The following is a 15044-nucleotide window of genomic DNA, read 5'->3' on the forward strand; positions in this document are numbered from 1 at the left end:
CCCCGCGCCCCCAGGCGGGCCCCGCCGCGGTCCCCCGGCCCGCCCGGGGGGGCCCCCCGCCGCCCCCCGGGGGGGGCGCCCCCGGTGGGGGGGGCCGCCACGGCCCCGCCGCCGGCGCGGAGCGCGGCGAGCCGCTGTTCGGGGGTGGCGAGCGAGCCGCCCGCGCGGGCCGCCGCCGCGTCCACGACCGCGTCCATCAGCGGGACCGCCGCGCGCAGCGCCTGGAGGAGGGCGTCGCGCCCCTGCCCGGCCAGCACGCCCGCGGGGTCCTCGCCGCCGGGGAGCGCGGCGAGGTCGAGCGGTCCGGCGACCCGGCTCAGGACGTCCCACGCGCGGACGGCGGCCGACCGGCCCGCCGGATCGTCGTCCAGCGCGATCAGGACGCCCGTGGCGCCGAGGTCGGCGGCGCCCGCGAGGGCCGCCAGGTGGGCGGGGGTGAGGGACAGCCCGCAGGTCGCGACCGGCGCGAACTCCGGCGCCCGCGCCGTCTCGACGGCGATCGCGTCCAGCGGGCCCTCGACGAGGACGGGCCGCGCGCCCGCCGCCAGCCGCTCCCGGACCTCGTGCAGGCCGTAGAGCAGCTCGCCCTTGTGGAAGAAGCCGGTGTCGGGGCCGTTGAGGTACTTCGGGCCTTCCCCGCCGTCGCGGCGGCGGCCGAGGAACCCGGAGATCGCGCCGTCCGGCCTGCGGATCGGGAACATCGCGCGGTCGCGGAACATGGCGTGCGGCCGTCCCGACGCGCCGTGGCGCGCCAGCCCCGACGCGACGATCGCCTCGTCGGCGTGTCCGAGCGAGCGCAGATGGTCGACGAGGGCGTGCGGGGAGTCCGGCGCGTAGCCGATCTGGCGGCGCCGCTGCACGCCCGGCGAGAACCCGCGCCCGTCCAGGTAGGCGGGCACCCAGCTCGCCTTGAGACGGGCGCGGAAGAACCGGTGCGCCTCGGGGAGGACCCCGCCCGACGGGTCGCGGACGCGGTCGTGGACGCGGCGGGCCGTCCGCAGGATCCGGTCGCCCGCCTCCGCGCCCGCCCAGAACGCGTTCACGGGGAACACCGGCGGTTCCGGTTCGAGGCCGAGCCACGACAGGACGATGTACGCGACGGAATCGGCCTCCACCCGCGGCAGGCCCCGGCTCAGCTCGCGCGCCAGCCGCTGGACGAGCCCGTCGGGCGGCGCGGGCGGCGCGGGCGGCCCGGCGGGAGCCGGGGGCAGCGGCAGGCCCGTCGTCTGCGCGATGTCGAAGACGGCGTAGGGGCGGCCCGTCCGCGACAGCACGCGGATGCCCGTCTCGCCCCGGCCGACCTGGCGTCCGGCGGCACGCCAGTCCTCGTACGAGCGGACGTCGGTCGCCGCGCGCCACTGGGCGCCGATCAGCAGCGTGTTGACGTAGCCGTGGCGGCGGCCGTGCAGGACGGCCCGGTCGAGCCACCACGTCCACGGCCGTGTCCCGTCGCGCAGCAGCGCCGTCTCGTGGGCGGCCATGTCGCGCAGCAGCGCGGCCAGGCGGCGCCGGTCGTCCTCCCAGGGGGTGGCGGTCACGGGTCCCTCGCCTTCGGTCGTGCCGGCGGGGAAGCCGCCTGAGTCATACCCAGGACGCCCCGGGTACAGGCGTCACAGCTACAGACGTCACAGCTGCAGGCGTCCCGGGTACGGGCGTCACAGGTACAGGCCGAAGAACTCCTCCGGGTGGTCCAGCAGCGGCGGGAGGTCCTCGGCGGTGAGGGTGACCAGGTCCTTCTTCGCGGGCGGCTTCACCGGGCCGCCGTCGCCTCCGGCGCCGACGGCCGCGGACGCGATCCGGTCGGCCTGGTTGGCGACGGCGACGTCCAGCAGGTTGCGCATCAGCCGGCCGTTGCCGAACGACGGGCCGCGCGGCGCGGTCCGCAGCATCGAGCGCAGCGTCTCCTCGGTGCCGGGCGCGAGCCGGAACCCGTCGGCCTCCGCGAGCTGCCCGAACACCGTGATCAGCTCGTCGTCGCTGTAGTCGGGGAAGTGGATCTGCTTGGGGAAGCGGGAGTCCAGGCCGGGGTTGGCGGCCAGGAACTCGGCCATCTCCTGCTGGTAGCCGGCGACGATCACCACGAGGTCGTCGCGGTGGTCCTCCATCAGCTTGACCAGCTCGGCGATGGCCTCGTGCCCGTAGTCGCCCTTCAGCGGCGACTGGGTGAGCGTGTACGCCTCGTCGATGAACAGCACGCCGCCGATCGCGCGCTCGACGAGCCGGCGGGTGCGCGGCGCGGTCTGGCCGATGTACTCGCCGACCAGGTGCGCGCGGGACGCCTCGACCAGGTGCCCGGACGACAGCACGCCGAGCTTCTTGTAGATGCGGCCGAGGAGCCGCGCCACCATCGTCTTGCCGGTGCCGGGGTTGCCGGTGAACACCATGTGCCGCGTCGGCGGCGTGATCCGCAGGCCGGACTCGCTGCGCAGCCGCGCCGCGTGCGTGCCCGCGACCAGCAGCGCGATCTCGTGCTTGACGGTGTCGAGCCCGGTGAGGTCGCGCAGCTCGTGCAGCGGGTTCCCGGCGGACTGCGCGGTGTCGAGGGCGGCCGGGATGTCGCCCTTGCGGACCACGATCTCGGCGCCGCCCTCCGTCCGCCGCCGGACCGCCGCGACGACTTGGTCGGCGAGGTACGGGGCCAGCCGCGCGTTGCGCAGCGACTGCATCGGCGGCGTCGCCGCCAGCAGCTCGCCCGCGGCCTCGACGGCCTGCCGGGTGGCGCGCGCGCCGAGCCGGTCCAGCGCCCGGCGGAACAGCTCGGCGTGGCCCTGCGCGGTGAACGGCTTCGTCCGCGCGATCCGGAACCGGCCCGGCAGCACCGGGTTGACGTCGCGGATCCGCTCGTCGCCGTCCGCGTCGCACAGCACGACGAGGTTCAGGTCGGCGTGGATCGCCAGCAGCCGGTGCAGCTCGTCGGCGATGGCCTCGCCGTTGCCGGGGTCGGCGACGATGCCGTCCAGCCCGTCGATGATGAGCAGCCGGTCGCCGGCGCAGTCGCGGGTGTCGGCGTGCAGCTTGGCGACCGCGTCCGAGAGCCGCTGCCCGGCGTACAGGTTGTCGGTGACCCACAGCGGGTCGCGGCCGAGCGCGAGCGCCTTGCCGAGCTCCTGCGCCGCGTCCCGCTTGCCGGTGCCGTCCGGGCCTGCGATCAGCAGCCGGACGGGCTCCTTGCCGCGCGACAGCTCCTCCAGCGCGGCGGTCAGCTCGGGCTGCCCGACCAGCGTGCTGGCCAGCTCGGCGCGCGTCCCGGCGGCCGTCGCGCCCGCTCCGCCGCCCTCGCCCTCCTCGCCGGCGGCGGGCGCCTTGAGGGTCTCGGTGAGCGGGTTGACGACGCGGCGCCGCGGCGCGTACAGGCGGCGCAGGTCGGTCTGGAACTGGCCGACCGGGATCCACTCGGCCTTGGGGAACCACGGGTCGCCCGGCAGGCCCTGGACGATCGCGACGAACCGCATCGCCATGTCGAGCCAGGCGCGGCACGCGTCGGCGGCGCCCGCGACCAGCGCCCGGACGAGCCAGGCGCGGGTGCGCTGCTGCCACGCGTCGGCCTTGAAGCCGCGGCGCTCGGCCGGGAAGCGCTGCTGGAGGTCGTGGTAGCGGTCCTCGCCGAGGGCCGCGGCCAGTTCCGCCGGGATGTGCTCCATGCTGCCCTGCAGCAGCAGCTGGATCAGGTGCGACTCGGGGGACTCGTCGCGCGGCGCGACCTCCGCGAGGATCCCGTACGCGGCGAGGAGCCCCTCGCACACCCAGTCGAGGTACCCGACGGGGCCGAGCAGCTCCGGGACGGCGGCGACGATGTCGTCGCCGGCGTGCGCGTGCCAGTGCTCGCGCAGCTCCATCTTGGGCAGGTTCACGTCGCACTCGGGCGGGTCGGCGTAGAGCCGCAGCAGCGCCTTGCGGCGCTCCTCCAGCGGCTCGATGCCCTCCAGCACGCCCAGGCACTCGCGGGCGAGCTCGATCGCCAGCTCCCGGTCGGGCGCCTCGATCAGCCAGTCCACCGGCGGGCGCCACCGGCCGCCCGGCGCGTCCCAACGGGTCATCCGGGTGCTGAGCGTGCCGGGGTTGGCGAGGTGCCGGTGCAGCAGCCGCTCCGGCAGCTGCGACCACGAGCCCGCCTTGATCGCGCCGCCGCCGGGCAGGAACGCCAGGATGCCGAAGATCTCCGCGGTGACCAGCGAGGCGGGCAGCGTCAGCAGCTTGTGCTCGTCGGTGGTGAGGTCGGCGGCGCGGGGGTCGTTCGCCAGCGCGTCGATCCGCGCCGAGATCTCCTCGAACAGCCCGTCGGGGACGCGCCACGGACCGTGCGCGTAGACGTCGAGCACCGGCTCGTCGGTGAGCAGTAGCTCCAGATGCTCCGGCAGCCGCAACGCGTTCCTCCAAGAGAGATCAAAGCAGGGGTACAGCCTACGTTTACGAAAGGAGTGCTGGTTTAGCGGTCGGCCGGATCGTCGGTATTGGGTCGGCCACGTTCGGTCACCGGCCGGAAGCGGTCCGGTGCCGCCCGCGCGGACCAGCGCGGATCGCCGGAGATGAGGGGGTGAGGGCGTGCCGGAGCGCGTCGCGGAACTGGCCGCACGGCTGCGCGCGATCGACTGGGCGTACGAGGGTGACGAGCTTCACAGGCGCTCCCGCATCGCCCTCATGCGCGAGCACCTGCACCGCGGCGAACGCTGGGCGCGGCACCTCGGGTTCCGGGGCTCCGGGCCGTTCCTGACACTGCCGGACCTGATCGCCCCCGGCGTCCGGGCGGACCTGGTCGTCGTCCGCGGCGTCCTCGACACCGTGCCCGGCCTCGACCTGTCGCCGACGTCCCGGGCCTGCGCGGCCGCGCTGCACTTCGCCGCCCTCCATGACGCGGAGGTGCCGCTGCCCGCGCTGCCCGACCCCTACGAGCCGCTGGTGCTGCTCTTCGAGCGCGGCGGCGGGTTCGGGATCGACTGCTCCGGCGTGTTCATCGAGCTCGGGTCGGTCGCCGTGCCGCGCGGCCGCCGCGAAGGCAAGCTCAGGAACGCGTCCCTCGCCCCGATGGACCACACCGCCCTGGACGACCTCGACATGCTGGACGACCGCTGACCCGACGGTCAGGGGCGGCGGAGCGACTCCACGGCCAGCCGCGCCGCCGTGCCGATCACCGCGTCCGCCTGCGGCAGCACCGCGATCGGCAGCAGCGACCGGGTGAACACCGCGACCGCGTACCGGCCGCCGTCCGGGTACTCCACGACGCCGACCTCGTTGCGGACGGTCAGCAGCGTCCCCGTCTTCCCGCTGACCAGCACGTCGTCGTACGGGAAGCCGGACGACAGCCGGTGCGGCCACACCTGCAGCCCGAACAGCCGGCGCATCGCCGCGCACCCGTCCGGCGGCGCCGCCTCGTCCCGCCAGATCGCGGCGAGCAGCCGGGTCATGTCGCGGGGCGTGCTGCGGCTCGTCCGGGCCGGGTCGAGGGCGCGCAGCCGGGCCGCCATGCCGGGCTCGTCCAGCCGCGCCCACACCTCGGGGAACCCGGACGCGCCCGCGTCGGCGAGCAGGTCCTCGAACAGCTGCCGGCCGCCGCCCGTCACCACGGTCCCGCGCAGGCCCAGCCCGGCGGCGGCGGCGTTGACCGCGTCCAGCCCGACCCGGTCCAGCAGGGCGTCCGCCGCCGCGTTGTCGCTCACCGTGATCATCAGGCAGGCGAGGTCGCGCAGCGACATCCGCACGTCGTCCAGCAGCGCCGACACCCCGGTCGGGCCGGACGTGCGGTCCCCGGCGGGCAGCGTGACCTGCTCGGTCGGGTCGAGCAGCCCCTCGGCGGCGCGGCGGTGGAAGGCGACCAGCAGCGGCACCTTGAACACCGACGCCAGCACCACCGGATCGTCGGCGCGGACCGCGACCTCCCGGCCGGTGTCGATGTCGGCCGCGTGCAGGAAGCCGGTGACGCCCGCCGCGCGGAACGCGTCCCCGATCCGTACGGCGGTGTCCCCGGCCACCGCGTCCCGCGTGCCGGTCATGCCAGGAACCCGGAGGACGGGCGGGACACGACGCGGCGCGGCGGCGCGGCGTCCAGCGGCGCCATCCCCGCCTCGCGGCGCAGCACCGCGGTCGCGACGGCGGTGAAGTCGGCGATGGCGCGCTCGTGCTCGGCGTCGCGGGTGCGCCGCCACGCGCACGACGTCCGCCAGACCAGCGGCTCGCCGACCAGCGGACGCCACGTCACCCCGGCGGAGTCGTCGGTGCGCGGGACGAGCGCCACGGCCGTCCCGGCGAGGACCAGCCCGAGCGCGAACTGGGGGTGCCGCGCCTCGTGCACGGCGGGCGGCGCGTACCCGTGCCGGCGGCACGCGGCCAGTGCCTCGTCGTAGGCGCCCGGCGCCTCCTCGCGGGGGAAGACGACCAGGTCGCGGCCGGCGAGGTCGGCGAGGTGCACCTCCGGGGACGCGGCGAGCCCGGCGCCCTCCGGCAGCAGCACGCCGACCGGCTGCCCCAGCATCGGGCCGAGCCCGAGGCCGCGCGAGTCGCACGGGTGCCGGACGATCCCGGCGTCCAGCGCGCCCTCCGCCAGCGCGCGGACCTGCTCGGCGGTCCCCGTCTCGCGCAGGTCGAGGCGCAGGTCCGGGCGGCGGTCCCGGAACGCGGCGATCAGCGCGGCGACGATCGGGCCGCCGAGGTCGCTCGGCAGCCCGGCGCGCACGGTGCCGACCTCGCCGAGGCGGGCCCGTTCGGCGACGGAGTAGACGCGGTCCACGCGGGTGAGGATGTCACGGGCCTCGTCCAGCAGGAGCCGCCCGGGCGCGGTCAGCTCCACCCGCCGGCTGGACCGGTCGAACAGCCGCACCCCGAGCTCGCGCTCCAGCCGCTGGATCCGCTGGCTCAGCGGCGGCTGGGCCATGCCGAGCCGCTCCGCCGCGCGCCCGAAGTGCAGTTCCTCGGCCACCGCGACGAAGCAGGCGAGATGGCCGACGATGTTCACGAGCAGGGACCATATCAGAATCCATATCGCTGCCCCTCGGATATCAATCTTGGACATCTGGGCGATGACCTGGTGTTCTTGGGCGTCCAACGACCGAAAGGACATGAGATGCGCCGATCCCGCGTGGTCGCCGTCGCCGCCGTGGTGGCCGCGGCCGTGCTCGTGGGGGCGGGAGCGGTGTGGTTCCTGCGGGACGGGGAGTCCCCGGGGGACGCCGCGAAGCGCTATACGGCGGCCTGGAGCCGCGGCGACTACGCCGCGATGCTCGCGCTCACCGCCGATCCGCCCGCCGACTTCACCGCACGGCTGACCGCCATGCACGACGCCCTCGGCGTCACCGCCCAGCGCTACACGGTCGCCTCCGTCGGGAAGCCGAAGGGCGACACCGCCGGCGGCTCGTACACCGCCGAGCTGACGCTCGCGGGCGCCCGCACCTGGAGCTACGAGGGCGCGATGCCGCTCACCAAGAGCGGCGGCAAGTGGCGGGTCGCCTGGTCGCCCGACGTCATCTACCCGGGGCTGAAGGAGGGGCAGCGGCTGAGCGCCTCCCGCGCCTGGCCCGCCCGCGCCGACATCACGGCGGCCAATGGCAGCAGCCTCTCCGGGTCGCCGTCCGGGTCCGTCCAGCAGCTGGCCGGGCCGGTCGGTCCCGCGTCCGCCGAGGCCGCGGCCAAGCTCGGCGCCCCGTACCGCAAGGGCGACACCGTCGGCGCCGACGGGCTGCAGAAGCAGTACGAGAAGCGGCTCGCGGGCACGCCCGCCCTCGCCGTCCAGATCGTCGACGCGGCCGGGAAGCCGGTGAAGACGCTGAAGCGGTTCGGCGGCGCGGACGGCACGCCGCTGCGCACCACGATCGACCCGAAGGTGCAGGCCGCGGCCGGCAAGGCGCTCGGCTCCGCCGCCAAGCCCGCGTCGCTGGTCGCGCTCCGGCCGTCCACCGGCGAGATCCTCGCCGTCGCGAACAAGCCCGGCGGCTACAACCGGGCGCTGATGGGCCGCTACCCGCCCGGCTCCACCTTCAAGGTGGTCACCGCCGCCGCGCTCGTCGCGGGCGGGATGTCGCCGTCCACCAAGGTGCCCTGCCCGGCCACCACGACGGTCGGCGGCCGCTCGTTCCACAACTACCAGCACGAGGACTTCGGGACCGTCGCGCTCCGCGAGGCGTTCGCGCACTCCTGCAACACCACCTTCGCGCGGCTCGCCGTGGACAAGCTGGGGGAGAAGCGGGTCGCGCAGGTCGCCGCGCAGTTCGGGTTCAACGCCCCGGTCGTCGCCGGGCTGCCCGCCGTCCGCGCCTCATTCCCGGACAACAAGGACGACACCGCGTTCGCGGCGGCCTCGTTCGGGCAGGGCGAGGTGCTGACCAGTCCGCTGAACATGGCCGCGGTCGCCGGCGCGGCGGCGAGCGGCGTGTGGCGCTCGCCCCGGCTCGTCGACGCGTCGCTGGTCTCCAAGGCGGTGGACGCGGGCGGTCGCAAGCCCGAGCCGCCGCACCGGCTGGAGCCCGCGGTGAAGTCGGCGCTGCACTCGCTGATGCCGGCCGTCGTCAGCGAGGGCACCGCGTCCGGGGTGAACTTCCCGTCCGGCACGGCCGGGAAGACCGGGACGGCGGAGTACGGGTCGGGCGCGAACCCGCCGACCCACGCCTGGTTCATCGGCTACCGCGGTGACCTGTCCTTCGCGGTCATCGTCGAAGGAGGCGGCACCGGCGCCGAGGCCGCCGCCCCGATCGCCGCCGACTTCCTCAACTCCCTCTGACCGACCCCGGGTCTCTCGCGGCGGGGGGGTCGTCATGGGCGGCGCTCATGACGACGACCCGCCGCGAGCCGACGGTCAGTGGACGGCGGCGGCGAGGATGCCCGCGGTCTCGGCGATGGCGGGTTCGTCGGCCGCGGCGTCCGCCGTGAGGCGGTTCGTGGTGATCACGATGATCACCGGCGCGCCGGACGGGGGCCAGGCGATCGCCATGTCGTTGGCGGTGCCGTAGGTGCCGCCGGTGCCTGTCTTGTCGCCGACCGTCCAGCCCTTCGGCAGGCCGGCCCGGATCCGCTTGTCGCCGGTGATCGTCTGCTTCATCCAGCCCGTCAGGCGGTCGCGGTCCGCGCGGGCGAGGGCGCCGCCGGCGGTGAGGGCCCGCAGGTCGGCGGCCCAGGCACGCGGGGTGGTGGTGTCGCGGAGCTCGCCCGGCTTCCACAGGTTGAGGTCCGTCTCCCAGCGGTCGTGGCGGCTGACCCGGTCGCCGAGGGAGCGGAGGAACGCGGTGTCGCCCGCCGGCCCGCCGATCTGCCTGAGCACGAGGTTCCCGGCGGTGTTGTCGCTCTGGGTGATGGCCGCCTTGCACAGGGCGGACACCGTCATTCCGTCCTTGACGTGGTCCTCGGTGACCGGCGAATTGTCCACCAGGTCTTTCTTCGTGTAATGGATGACCCGGTTCATCAGGCCCGGGTCGGTCCGCCGCGCCTTTCGCAGGACGGCGCCGCACGCCATCACCTTGAAAGTGGACGCGAAAGCGAATCGCTCGTCCGCCCGGTACGAGGCGAAACGGCCCGTCCCGGTATCCACCGCGAAGGCGCCGATACGGTCGCCGCGCGCTTTCTCCAGGGCGTTCAACCTCTTCGTGACGGCCGCCTGGGACGGGGCGGGCCGAGAGCCCGGCGAGGCGGAGAGCGGCGCGACCGCGCTCTGCGGCACGGCCTGCTCGCCAGGGGATTCGTGGGAACCGCACGCCGCCAGCCCGGCGAGGGCCGTGGCGGACGCGGCGATCGCCGCGGTCGTGCGGAGACGGTGTCGGTATTCGCTCATGGGGAGAGCAGACCAGAGCCCGAGCAGCCGTGTCCAATATTGATATCCATGGCCCATCGATATCAATTCCGATATTCGCACTGCTCGGCGGCGGTCCCGCCGGCTCAGAGCCAGTCGCGCAATTTGAAGACGGCGTAGAGCGCGACGCTGCACACCACGATGATGATCGTGCTGACGATGAACCCCGAATGCGTGGAGAACCCCGGATACGGCACGTTCTGCCCGTAGAAGCCGGTGACCGCCGTCGGCACCGCGATGATCGCCGCCCAGCTGGTGACCTTCTTCATCACCTCGTTCATCCGGTTGCCCTGCAGCGCGATCCGGGTGTCCAGCAGGTTCGCGACGAGGTCGCGCAGGCTGTCGGTCCACTCGCCGACGCGGAGCGTGTGGTCGTAGACGTCCTGCAGGTAGGGCGCGAGCGCCGGTGTGATCATCCGCAGGTCGCGGCGGAGCAGCGTGTTCACCACCTCGCGCATCGGCAGCGCGACCCGGCGCAGCGCCACCAGGTTCTTGCGCAGCCGGAAGCTGCGCCGCTGGATCTCCCGCACCTCGAACGCCTCGTCGAAGATCATCGACTCGACCTCGTCGGCCTCGTCGTCCAGCGCCTGCACCGCCTCCAGCTGCAGGTCCACGACCATGTCGAGGAGCCCGTAGAGCAGGTAGCCCGCGCCGGCCGAGGCGATGTCCACGCCCGGGCTCTCGTCCCACCGCTTGACCAGCGCGTCGATGTCGAAACCGGGGCCCTGCCGGACGGTGACCAGCGCACGCTCGGCCAGGAACGCCGACACCTCGTACAGCGTCAGCTCGCCGTCCTCGATCCGCGGCACGTAGACGTTCAGGAACGCGTACCCCTCGTAGCGGTCGATCTTCGCCCGCTCGTGCCGGGACACCGCGTCCTCGACCGCCACCGGGTCCAGGCCCAGCTCGTCGCTGATCACCCGCAGGTCGGCGCTCTGCGGTGCGCACAGGTCGACCCACACGACCGTGTCGTCCTGCTCGAGGTAGTCGCTGACCTGCGCGACCGGGAAGTCGTGCTTCTCCAGCGTGCCCCCGCGCCACACGCGGGTGCGCGGCGGGGGGACCTCGTCCCGGTCGCGGGGGGACTGCTCGGCACCGGCTTCGGAGGGATGCGCCATGGGCCCCCTTATACCCGAGTCGCCAGAGGAACACGGAGTGCGGTCGAGATCACAGCGCCCGTCCGAGCAGGGGCCGCCTGAGCAGGGCGGGGCCGGGATCGCGGCGTGGTCACAGGGGCGCGCGCGGGGGCGCCGACGAGCCGCGCACCACGAGCCGGCCGGGCAGCACCCGGGGCGCCGGACGGCCGCCGTCCAGCAGGTCCAGCAGCGCGGTCATGCCCTGGGCGCCCATCTCCTCGGCGGGCAGCCGGACCGTCGTCAGCTCCGGCTCCAGCGCGGTCGCCAGCAGCACGTCGTCGAACCCGGTGACCGACAGCTCGCCCGGCACGTCCAGCCCGAGCGCGCGCGCCGCCTTGTAGGCGCCCGCGGCGATCAGGTCGTCGTCGCAGACCAGCGCGGTCGGCGGATCGGGGCGGGCGAGCAGCCGCTGCGCCGCGTCCCGCGCCGAGGCGACGTCGATCGCGCACGCCGACCGGGTCAGCTCGCCGCCGGGCAGCGCCGCGACCTCGGCCGCGAGCACCTCGGCGCGGGCCCGGAACGTCCACTGGTCGACGCCCGCCGCGACATGCCCGAACCGGCGGTGCCCGAGCCCGGCCAGGTGCCGGGCGATCGCGCGCATCCCGGCGGCCACCCCGAAGTCGACGGTCGGGACGTCGGCGTCCGGTCCGCTGTCGAGCAGCACCGCGGGCGTCCCGTGGAACCGCTCCAGCGCCGCCGCGGGCATCGACGACGCCAGCACCCCGTCGATCGCCTCGTGCGGCGCGGGGAACGGGCTCTCGGCCGGGCCGTCCGCGTCGTCCGGCCAGGTGGACACCACCACCCCGAACCCGTGCCGCGCCGCGACCCGCGCCGCGCCGGTGTAGACGGGGCCGAAGAACGGCGCGGTGAGCGTCGGCACCATCAGCAGGACGGTCCGGGTGGTGCCGAGCCGCAGGTTCCGCGCGGCCTGGTTCGGCCGGTAGCCGAGCCGCTCGGCGGCGACCCGGACGCTGCGCGCGGTGGCGGGGGAGACGCGGCCGTTCCACTTGCCGCCCAGGACCAGCGACACCGTGGACTGCGAGACCCCGGCCTCCTGGGCGACGTCCTTACTGGTGGGACGTCCTGCCACCGGCACCTGGGCCTCCCTCGGGGACGTCGGACACGAAAAACAGACTAGAGCCGGACACGCGGGAAGTGGTACGTATGACCCACGGGGTAATACGTATGACGGCCATGACGGGGGCACAGAATGCGGGGCTATGTCGTCTTCCTGAGGCGGCCGCACGCGGCGCGGCTGCTCGGCGGGACGCTGTTCGGCCGGCTGCCGAACGGGATGGGCGCGCTCGCCGTCGTCCTGCACGTGCGCGCCGACGGCGGCGGCTACCCGCTCGCCGGCACCCTCGCCGCCGTCCTCGGCCTGGCGATGGCCGCCGGCCAGCCCGTCCTCGGCCGCGCCATGGACCGCTACGGGCAGCCGCGCGTCCTGCTGCCCGCCGCCTGCCTCTCCGCCGCCGGGTTCACGCTGCTCGCGGCCGTCGGCGCGCGCCCGCTGCCCCTCGCCGTCGCCGCCGTCGTCCTCGCCGGGTTCGCGACGCCGCCGCTGGAGGCCGGGCTCCGGGCGCTGTGGCCCGACGTCCTCGACGGCCCCGAGCAGGTCGACGCCGCCTACGCGCTCGACGCCGCCGCCCAGGAGATCCTCTTCTCCGTCGGGCCGCTCCTCGTCGTCGCCGCGGCCGCGGCCAGCACCGAGACCGCGCTCGTGCTCACCGGCCTGGTCGGCATCGCCGGGACCCTCGTCGTCGCGCTGTCCGGGCCGTCGCGCCGCTGGACGGGCGAGCCGCGCGCCGCCGACTGGGCCGGGCCGCTGCGCTCGCCCGGGCTGCGCGTCCTGCTGGTCTCCCTCGCCTGCGCCGGCATCGCGCTCGGCGTGTACGCGGTCGCCGTCGTCGCCTACGCCGAACGCCTCGACAGCGGCATCGCCTCCGGGCTGCTCCTCGCCTGCATGGCCGCCGGCGCGCTCACCGGCGGCATCGTCTACGGCGCGCGGCCGTGGACCGGCGAGCCGCACCGGCGGCTGCCGTGGCTGCTCGCCGCGCTCGCCGCCGGGTACGTGCCGCTCGTCCTCGCGCCCGGCCTGCCCGTGATGTCGGTGCTGGCGTTCGTCAGCGGCGTGTTCCTCGCACCCGTGCTGGCCTGCAGCTTCACCCTCGTCGACCGGCTCGCGCCGAGCGGCACCGTCACCGAGGCGTTCGCCTGGGTCGTCGCCGCGGTCGGCGCGGGCGGCGCCGCCGGCTCCGCGGTCGCCGGGTTCGGCGAGAAGCTCGCCGGGGTGCCGGGCGCGTTCGCCGGCGCCGGGATGGGCGGCGTCCTAGCCCTCACCCTGTGCCTGCTCGGCGCCCGGACGCTGCGCCCCGCCGCCGCCCGCCCCGTCCCGGCCGAGGTCCTCTCCTAGGGACGCCGCCGGCCGGGCCGGGCGTCAGATCCAGGACTTGAACCAGATCCGGGCGTGCCAGTCGTCGTAGGTCAGCGTCTGCGCCGCCAGGATTGGATAGAAGTAGGCGAAGTTCGCCAGCACCACCAGCAGGAACGCGCCCGCGGCGGCCGCGCCGACGAGGCGCCGCACCCCCGGCGGCACCGGCGACGGCACCGACGCCGGGACCGGCGCGACCCGCGCGCCGCTCGGCCCGTGCAGATCGTCGGGGAACGCGTCCTCCTCGTAGGCCGGCCGCGCGCCGTCCTCCGCGGGCCGCCCAGGGGCCGCCGCGTGCGCGCCCACCAGCCCGGACGCCGGTCCTATCAGATAGCCGAGCACCAGCACGACCGCCAGCACCATGAACGGGATCAGCGGCGTCGCGTAGAACAGGAACATCGTCCGGTCGCGGAACGCCGACGGGAACCAGGTCAGCCAGCCCGCGAGGAACCCCAGCACGATCGCCCCGGCCCGCCAGTCGCGCAGGACCAGCCAGATGAACAGCACCACGATCAGCGCGGCCAGCGCCCCCCACCACAGCGCGGGCGTCCCGATCCCGAGGATCTCCCGCGAGCACCGCGGCGCCCCGCACGACTTCGGCTCGGTGTAGAAGAACGCCACCGGACGCCGGAGGACCGGCCAGTCCCACGGCCACGACTGGTACGGGTGCTTGGCGTCCAGGTTGTTGTGGAAGTCCAGCATCTGCCGGTGGTAGTCCCACAGGCGCGGCATCGCCTCGAACGGCCGCCACCACCAGTGGCTCGACGCGTGGCCGCGCCCCCACCCGCCCGGCTTGAAGATCCAGCCCGACCAGGTCGCCAGGTAGGAGACCAGCGCCACCACCACGATCTGGACGAACGCCGGCCCGGCGTCCAGCAGCAGCGTCCCGGCGATCGGTTCCCGCACCCCGGCCGCGCGCCGCGCGCCGTAGTCCCAGAGCACCACCATCAGCCCGAACGCGGCGACGTAGAACACGCCCGTCCACTTGGTGGCGCACGCCAGGCCGAGGCAGACCCCCGCGCCCCAGCGCCACCCGTGCGCCAGGAACGGCCCGTACGCCGACGTCCGGCCCGCCTCGATCTTGTCGGCGAGGCTCCACCGGGACCGGTCCCGGTCGTTCACCAGGCACGCGAACCCGGCCAGGACCCAGAACATCACGAAGATGTCCAGCAGCGCGGCCCGGCTCGTCACGAACTCCAGGCCGTCCAGCGCCAGCAGCAGCCCGGCGGCGCAGCCGAGCAGCGTGGAGCCGGTCATCCGGCGGGCCACCCGGCACAGGATCAGCACCGACAGGGTGCCGACCAGCGCGGGCACGAACCGCCAGCCGAACGGGGTCGCGCCGAACGCCCACTCGCCCATCGCGATCATCCACTTGCCGAACGGCGGGTGCGCGACGAACGACGGCCCCTGCCCCCAGATGTTCGCGTGCGGGTCCGCGATCAGCAGCTTGTCGGCGTTGTCGACGGTGTTGTGCTCCCAGCCGAACTTCAGCAGGGCCAGCGCGTCCTTGGCGTAGTAGGTCTCGTCGAAGACCACGGCCTTCGGCTGCCCGAGCCGGTAGAAGCGCAGGAAACCCGCGAACAGCGTCACCAGCAGCGGGCCCAGCCAGCCCGCCAGGACGCCGCCCGGGACCGCGGGGGCGAGCCACTCGCGGGGGGAGGGCGGCCGCCACCGGGACGCGTTCGCCGGAGCCAGATCCGTCGTCGCCATC

11 protein-coding genes are annotated in these 15044 nt (G+C 75.0%); 3 read left to right on the forward strand and 8 right to left on the reverse strand.

From position 1 onward, the window contains the following. Together ABZ914_RS13995 and ABZ914_RS14000 are read right to left on the reverse strand one after the other, a co-directional pair. Window positions 1-1538, reverse strand: a 1538-nt coding sequence (locus ABZ914_RS13995) for a toprim domain-containing protein (RefSeq protein WP_500193326.1), incomplete at its 3' end; no start/stop codon positions are given. Window positions 1539-1655: 117 nt separating this feature from the next. Further along, a complete protein-coding gene (locus ABZ914_RS14000) occupies window positions 1656-4364 on the reverse strand; it encodes an AAA family ATPase (protein WP_500193327.1) in 2709 nt (902 codons plus the stop codon). A gap of 178 nt (window positions 4365-4542) precedes the next feature. Between ABZ914_RS14000 and ABZ914_RS14005 the strand changes: the two genes are divergently transcribed. Then, window positions 4543-5070 (forward strand): hypothetical protein, encoded by a 528-nt coding sequence (locus tag ABZ914_RS14005; protein ID WP_500193328.1) that lies wholly within the window; start codon window positions 4543-4545, stop codon window positions 5068-5070. Window positions 5071-5078: 8 nt separating this feature from the next. On the opposite strand, the gene ABZ914_RS14010 is transcribed toward ABZ914_RS14005, so the two are convergent. Both ABZ914_RS14010 and ABZ914_RS14015 read right to left on the reverse strand, forming a co-directional pair. After that, the gene (locus ABZ914_RS14010) at window positions 5079-5987 is read right to left on the reverse strand and encodes a serine hydrolase (protein ID WP_500193329.1); all 909 of its coding nucleotides are present in this window, start codon (window positions 5985-5987) and stop codon (window positions 5079-5081) included. Then, entirely contained in the window at window positions 5984-6946 is a 963-nt protein-coding gene (locus ABZ914_RS14015; protein ID WP_387023140.1) for a LysR family transcriptional regulator, read from the reverse strand. The genes ABZ914_RS14010 and ABZ914_RS14015 overlap by 4 nt, the downstream gene beginning before the upstream one ends. Before the next feature lie 108 nt (window positions 6947-7054). Here ABZ914_RS14015 and ABZ914_RS14020 point away from each other — a divergent pair, with 108 nt between their 5' ends. Next, the gene (locus ABZ914_RS14020) at window positions 7055-8704 is read left to right on the forward strand and encodes a penicillin-binding transpeptidase domain-containing protein (protein WP_500193331.1); all 1650 of its coding nucleotides are present in this window, start codon (window positions 7055-7057) and stop codon (window positions 8702-8704) included. 75 nt (window positions 8705-8779) lie between these two features. Here ABZ914_RS14020 and bla read toward each other — a convergent pair whose 3' ends face one another. The 3 genes from bla to ABZ914_RS14035 form a co-directional block, all read right to left on the reverse strand. Continuing rightward, window positions 8780-9748, reverse strand: a complete 969-nt coding sequence (gene bla / locus ABZ914_RS14025; protein WP_500193332.1) for a class A beta-lactamase — start codon at window positions 9746-9748, stop codon at window positions 8780-8782. Window positions 9749-9852: 104 nt separating this feature from the next. Further along, window positions 9853-10884: a magnesium transporter CorA family protein gene (locus ABZ914_RS14030; RefSeq protein WP_500193333.1), complete on the reverse strand. Its 1032-nt coding sequence runs from the start codon at window positions 10882-10884 to the stop codon at window positions 9853-9855. Window positions 10885-10993: 109 nt separating this feature from the next. Continuing rightward, a complete protein-coding gene (locus ABZ914_RS14035) occupies window positions 10994-11998 on the reverse strand; it encodes a LacI family DNA-binding transcriptional regulator (RefSeq protein ID WP_500193334.1) in 1005 nt (334 codons plus the stop codon). Window positions 11999-12112: 114 nt separating this feature from the next. Here ABZ914_RS14035 and ABZ914_RS14040 point away from each other — a divergent pair, with 114 nt between their 5' ends. After that, the gene (locus ABZ914_RS14040) at window positions 12113-13315 is read left to right on the forward strand and encodes an MFS transporter (protein WP_500193335.1); all 1203 of its coding nucleotides are present in this window, start codon (window positions 12113-12115) and stop codon (window positions 13313-13315) included. 24 nt (window positions 13316-13339) lie between these two features. On the opposite strand, the gene ABZ914_RS14045 is transcribed toward ABZ914_RS14040, so the two are convergent. After that, complete coding sequence (locus ABZ914_RS14045) at window positions 13340-15043, reverse strand: dolichyl-phosphate-mannose--protein mannosyltransferase (RefSeq protein ID WP_500193336.1); 1704 nt, start codon at window positions 15041-15043, stop codon at window positions 13340-13342. Window position 15044: the final 1 nt, after the last annotated feature.

It is taken from the genome of Spirillospora sp. NPDC046719 (assembly GCF_040645715.1).
Classification (GTDB): domain Bacteria; phylum Actinomycetota; class Actinomycetes; order Streptosporangiales; family Streptosporangiaceae; genus Spirillospora.

What these genes read in the sequence shown, in the direction of transcription:
- ABZ914_RS14030 (WP_500193333.1), bottom strand. Translation starts at nt 10,884, where the DNA reads ATGGCGCATCCCTCCGAAGCCGGTGCCGAGCAGTCCCCCCGCGACCGG.
- ABZ914_RS14020 (WP_500193331.1), top strand. Translation starts at nt 7,055, where the DNA reads ATGCGCCGATCCCGCGTGGTCGCCGTCGCCGCCGTGGTGGCCGCGGCC.
- ABZ914_RS14045 (WP_500193336.1), bottom strand. Translation starts at nt 15,043, where the DNA reads ATGGCGACGACGGATCTGGCTCCGGCGAACGCGTCCCGGTGGCGGCCG.
- ABZ914_RS14010 (WP_500193329.1), bottom strand. Translation starts at nt 5,987, where the DNA reads ATGACCGGCACGCGGGACGCGGTGGCCGGGGACACCGCCGTACGGATC.
- ABZ914_RS14040 (WP_500193335.1), top strand. Translation starts at nt 12,113, where the DNA reads ATGCGGGGCTATGTCGTCTTCCTGAGGCGGCCGCACGCGGCGCGGCTG.
- bla (WP_500193332.1), bottom strand. Translation starts at nt 9,748, where the DNA reads ATGAGCGAATACCGACACCGTCTCCGCACGACCGCGGCGATCGCCGCG.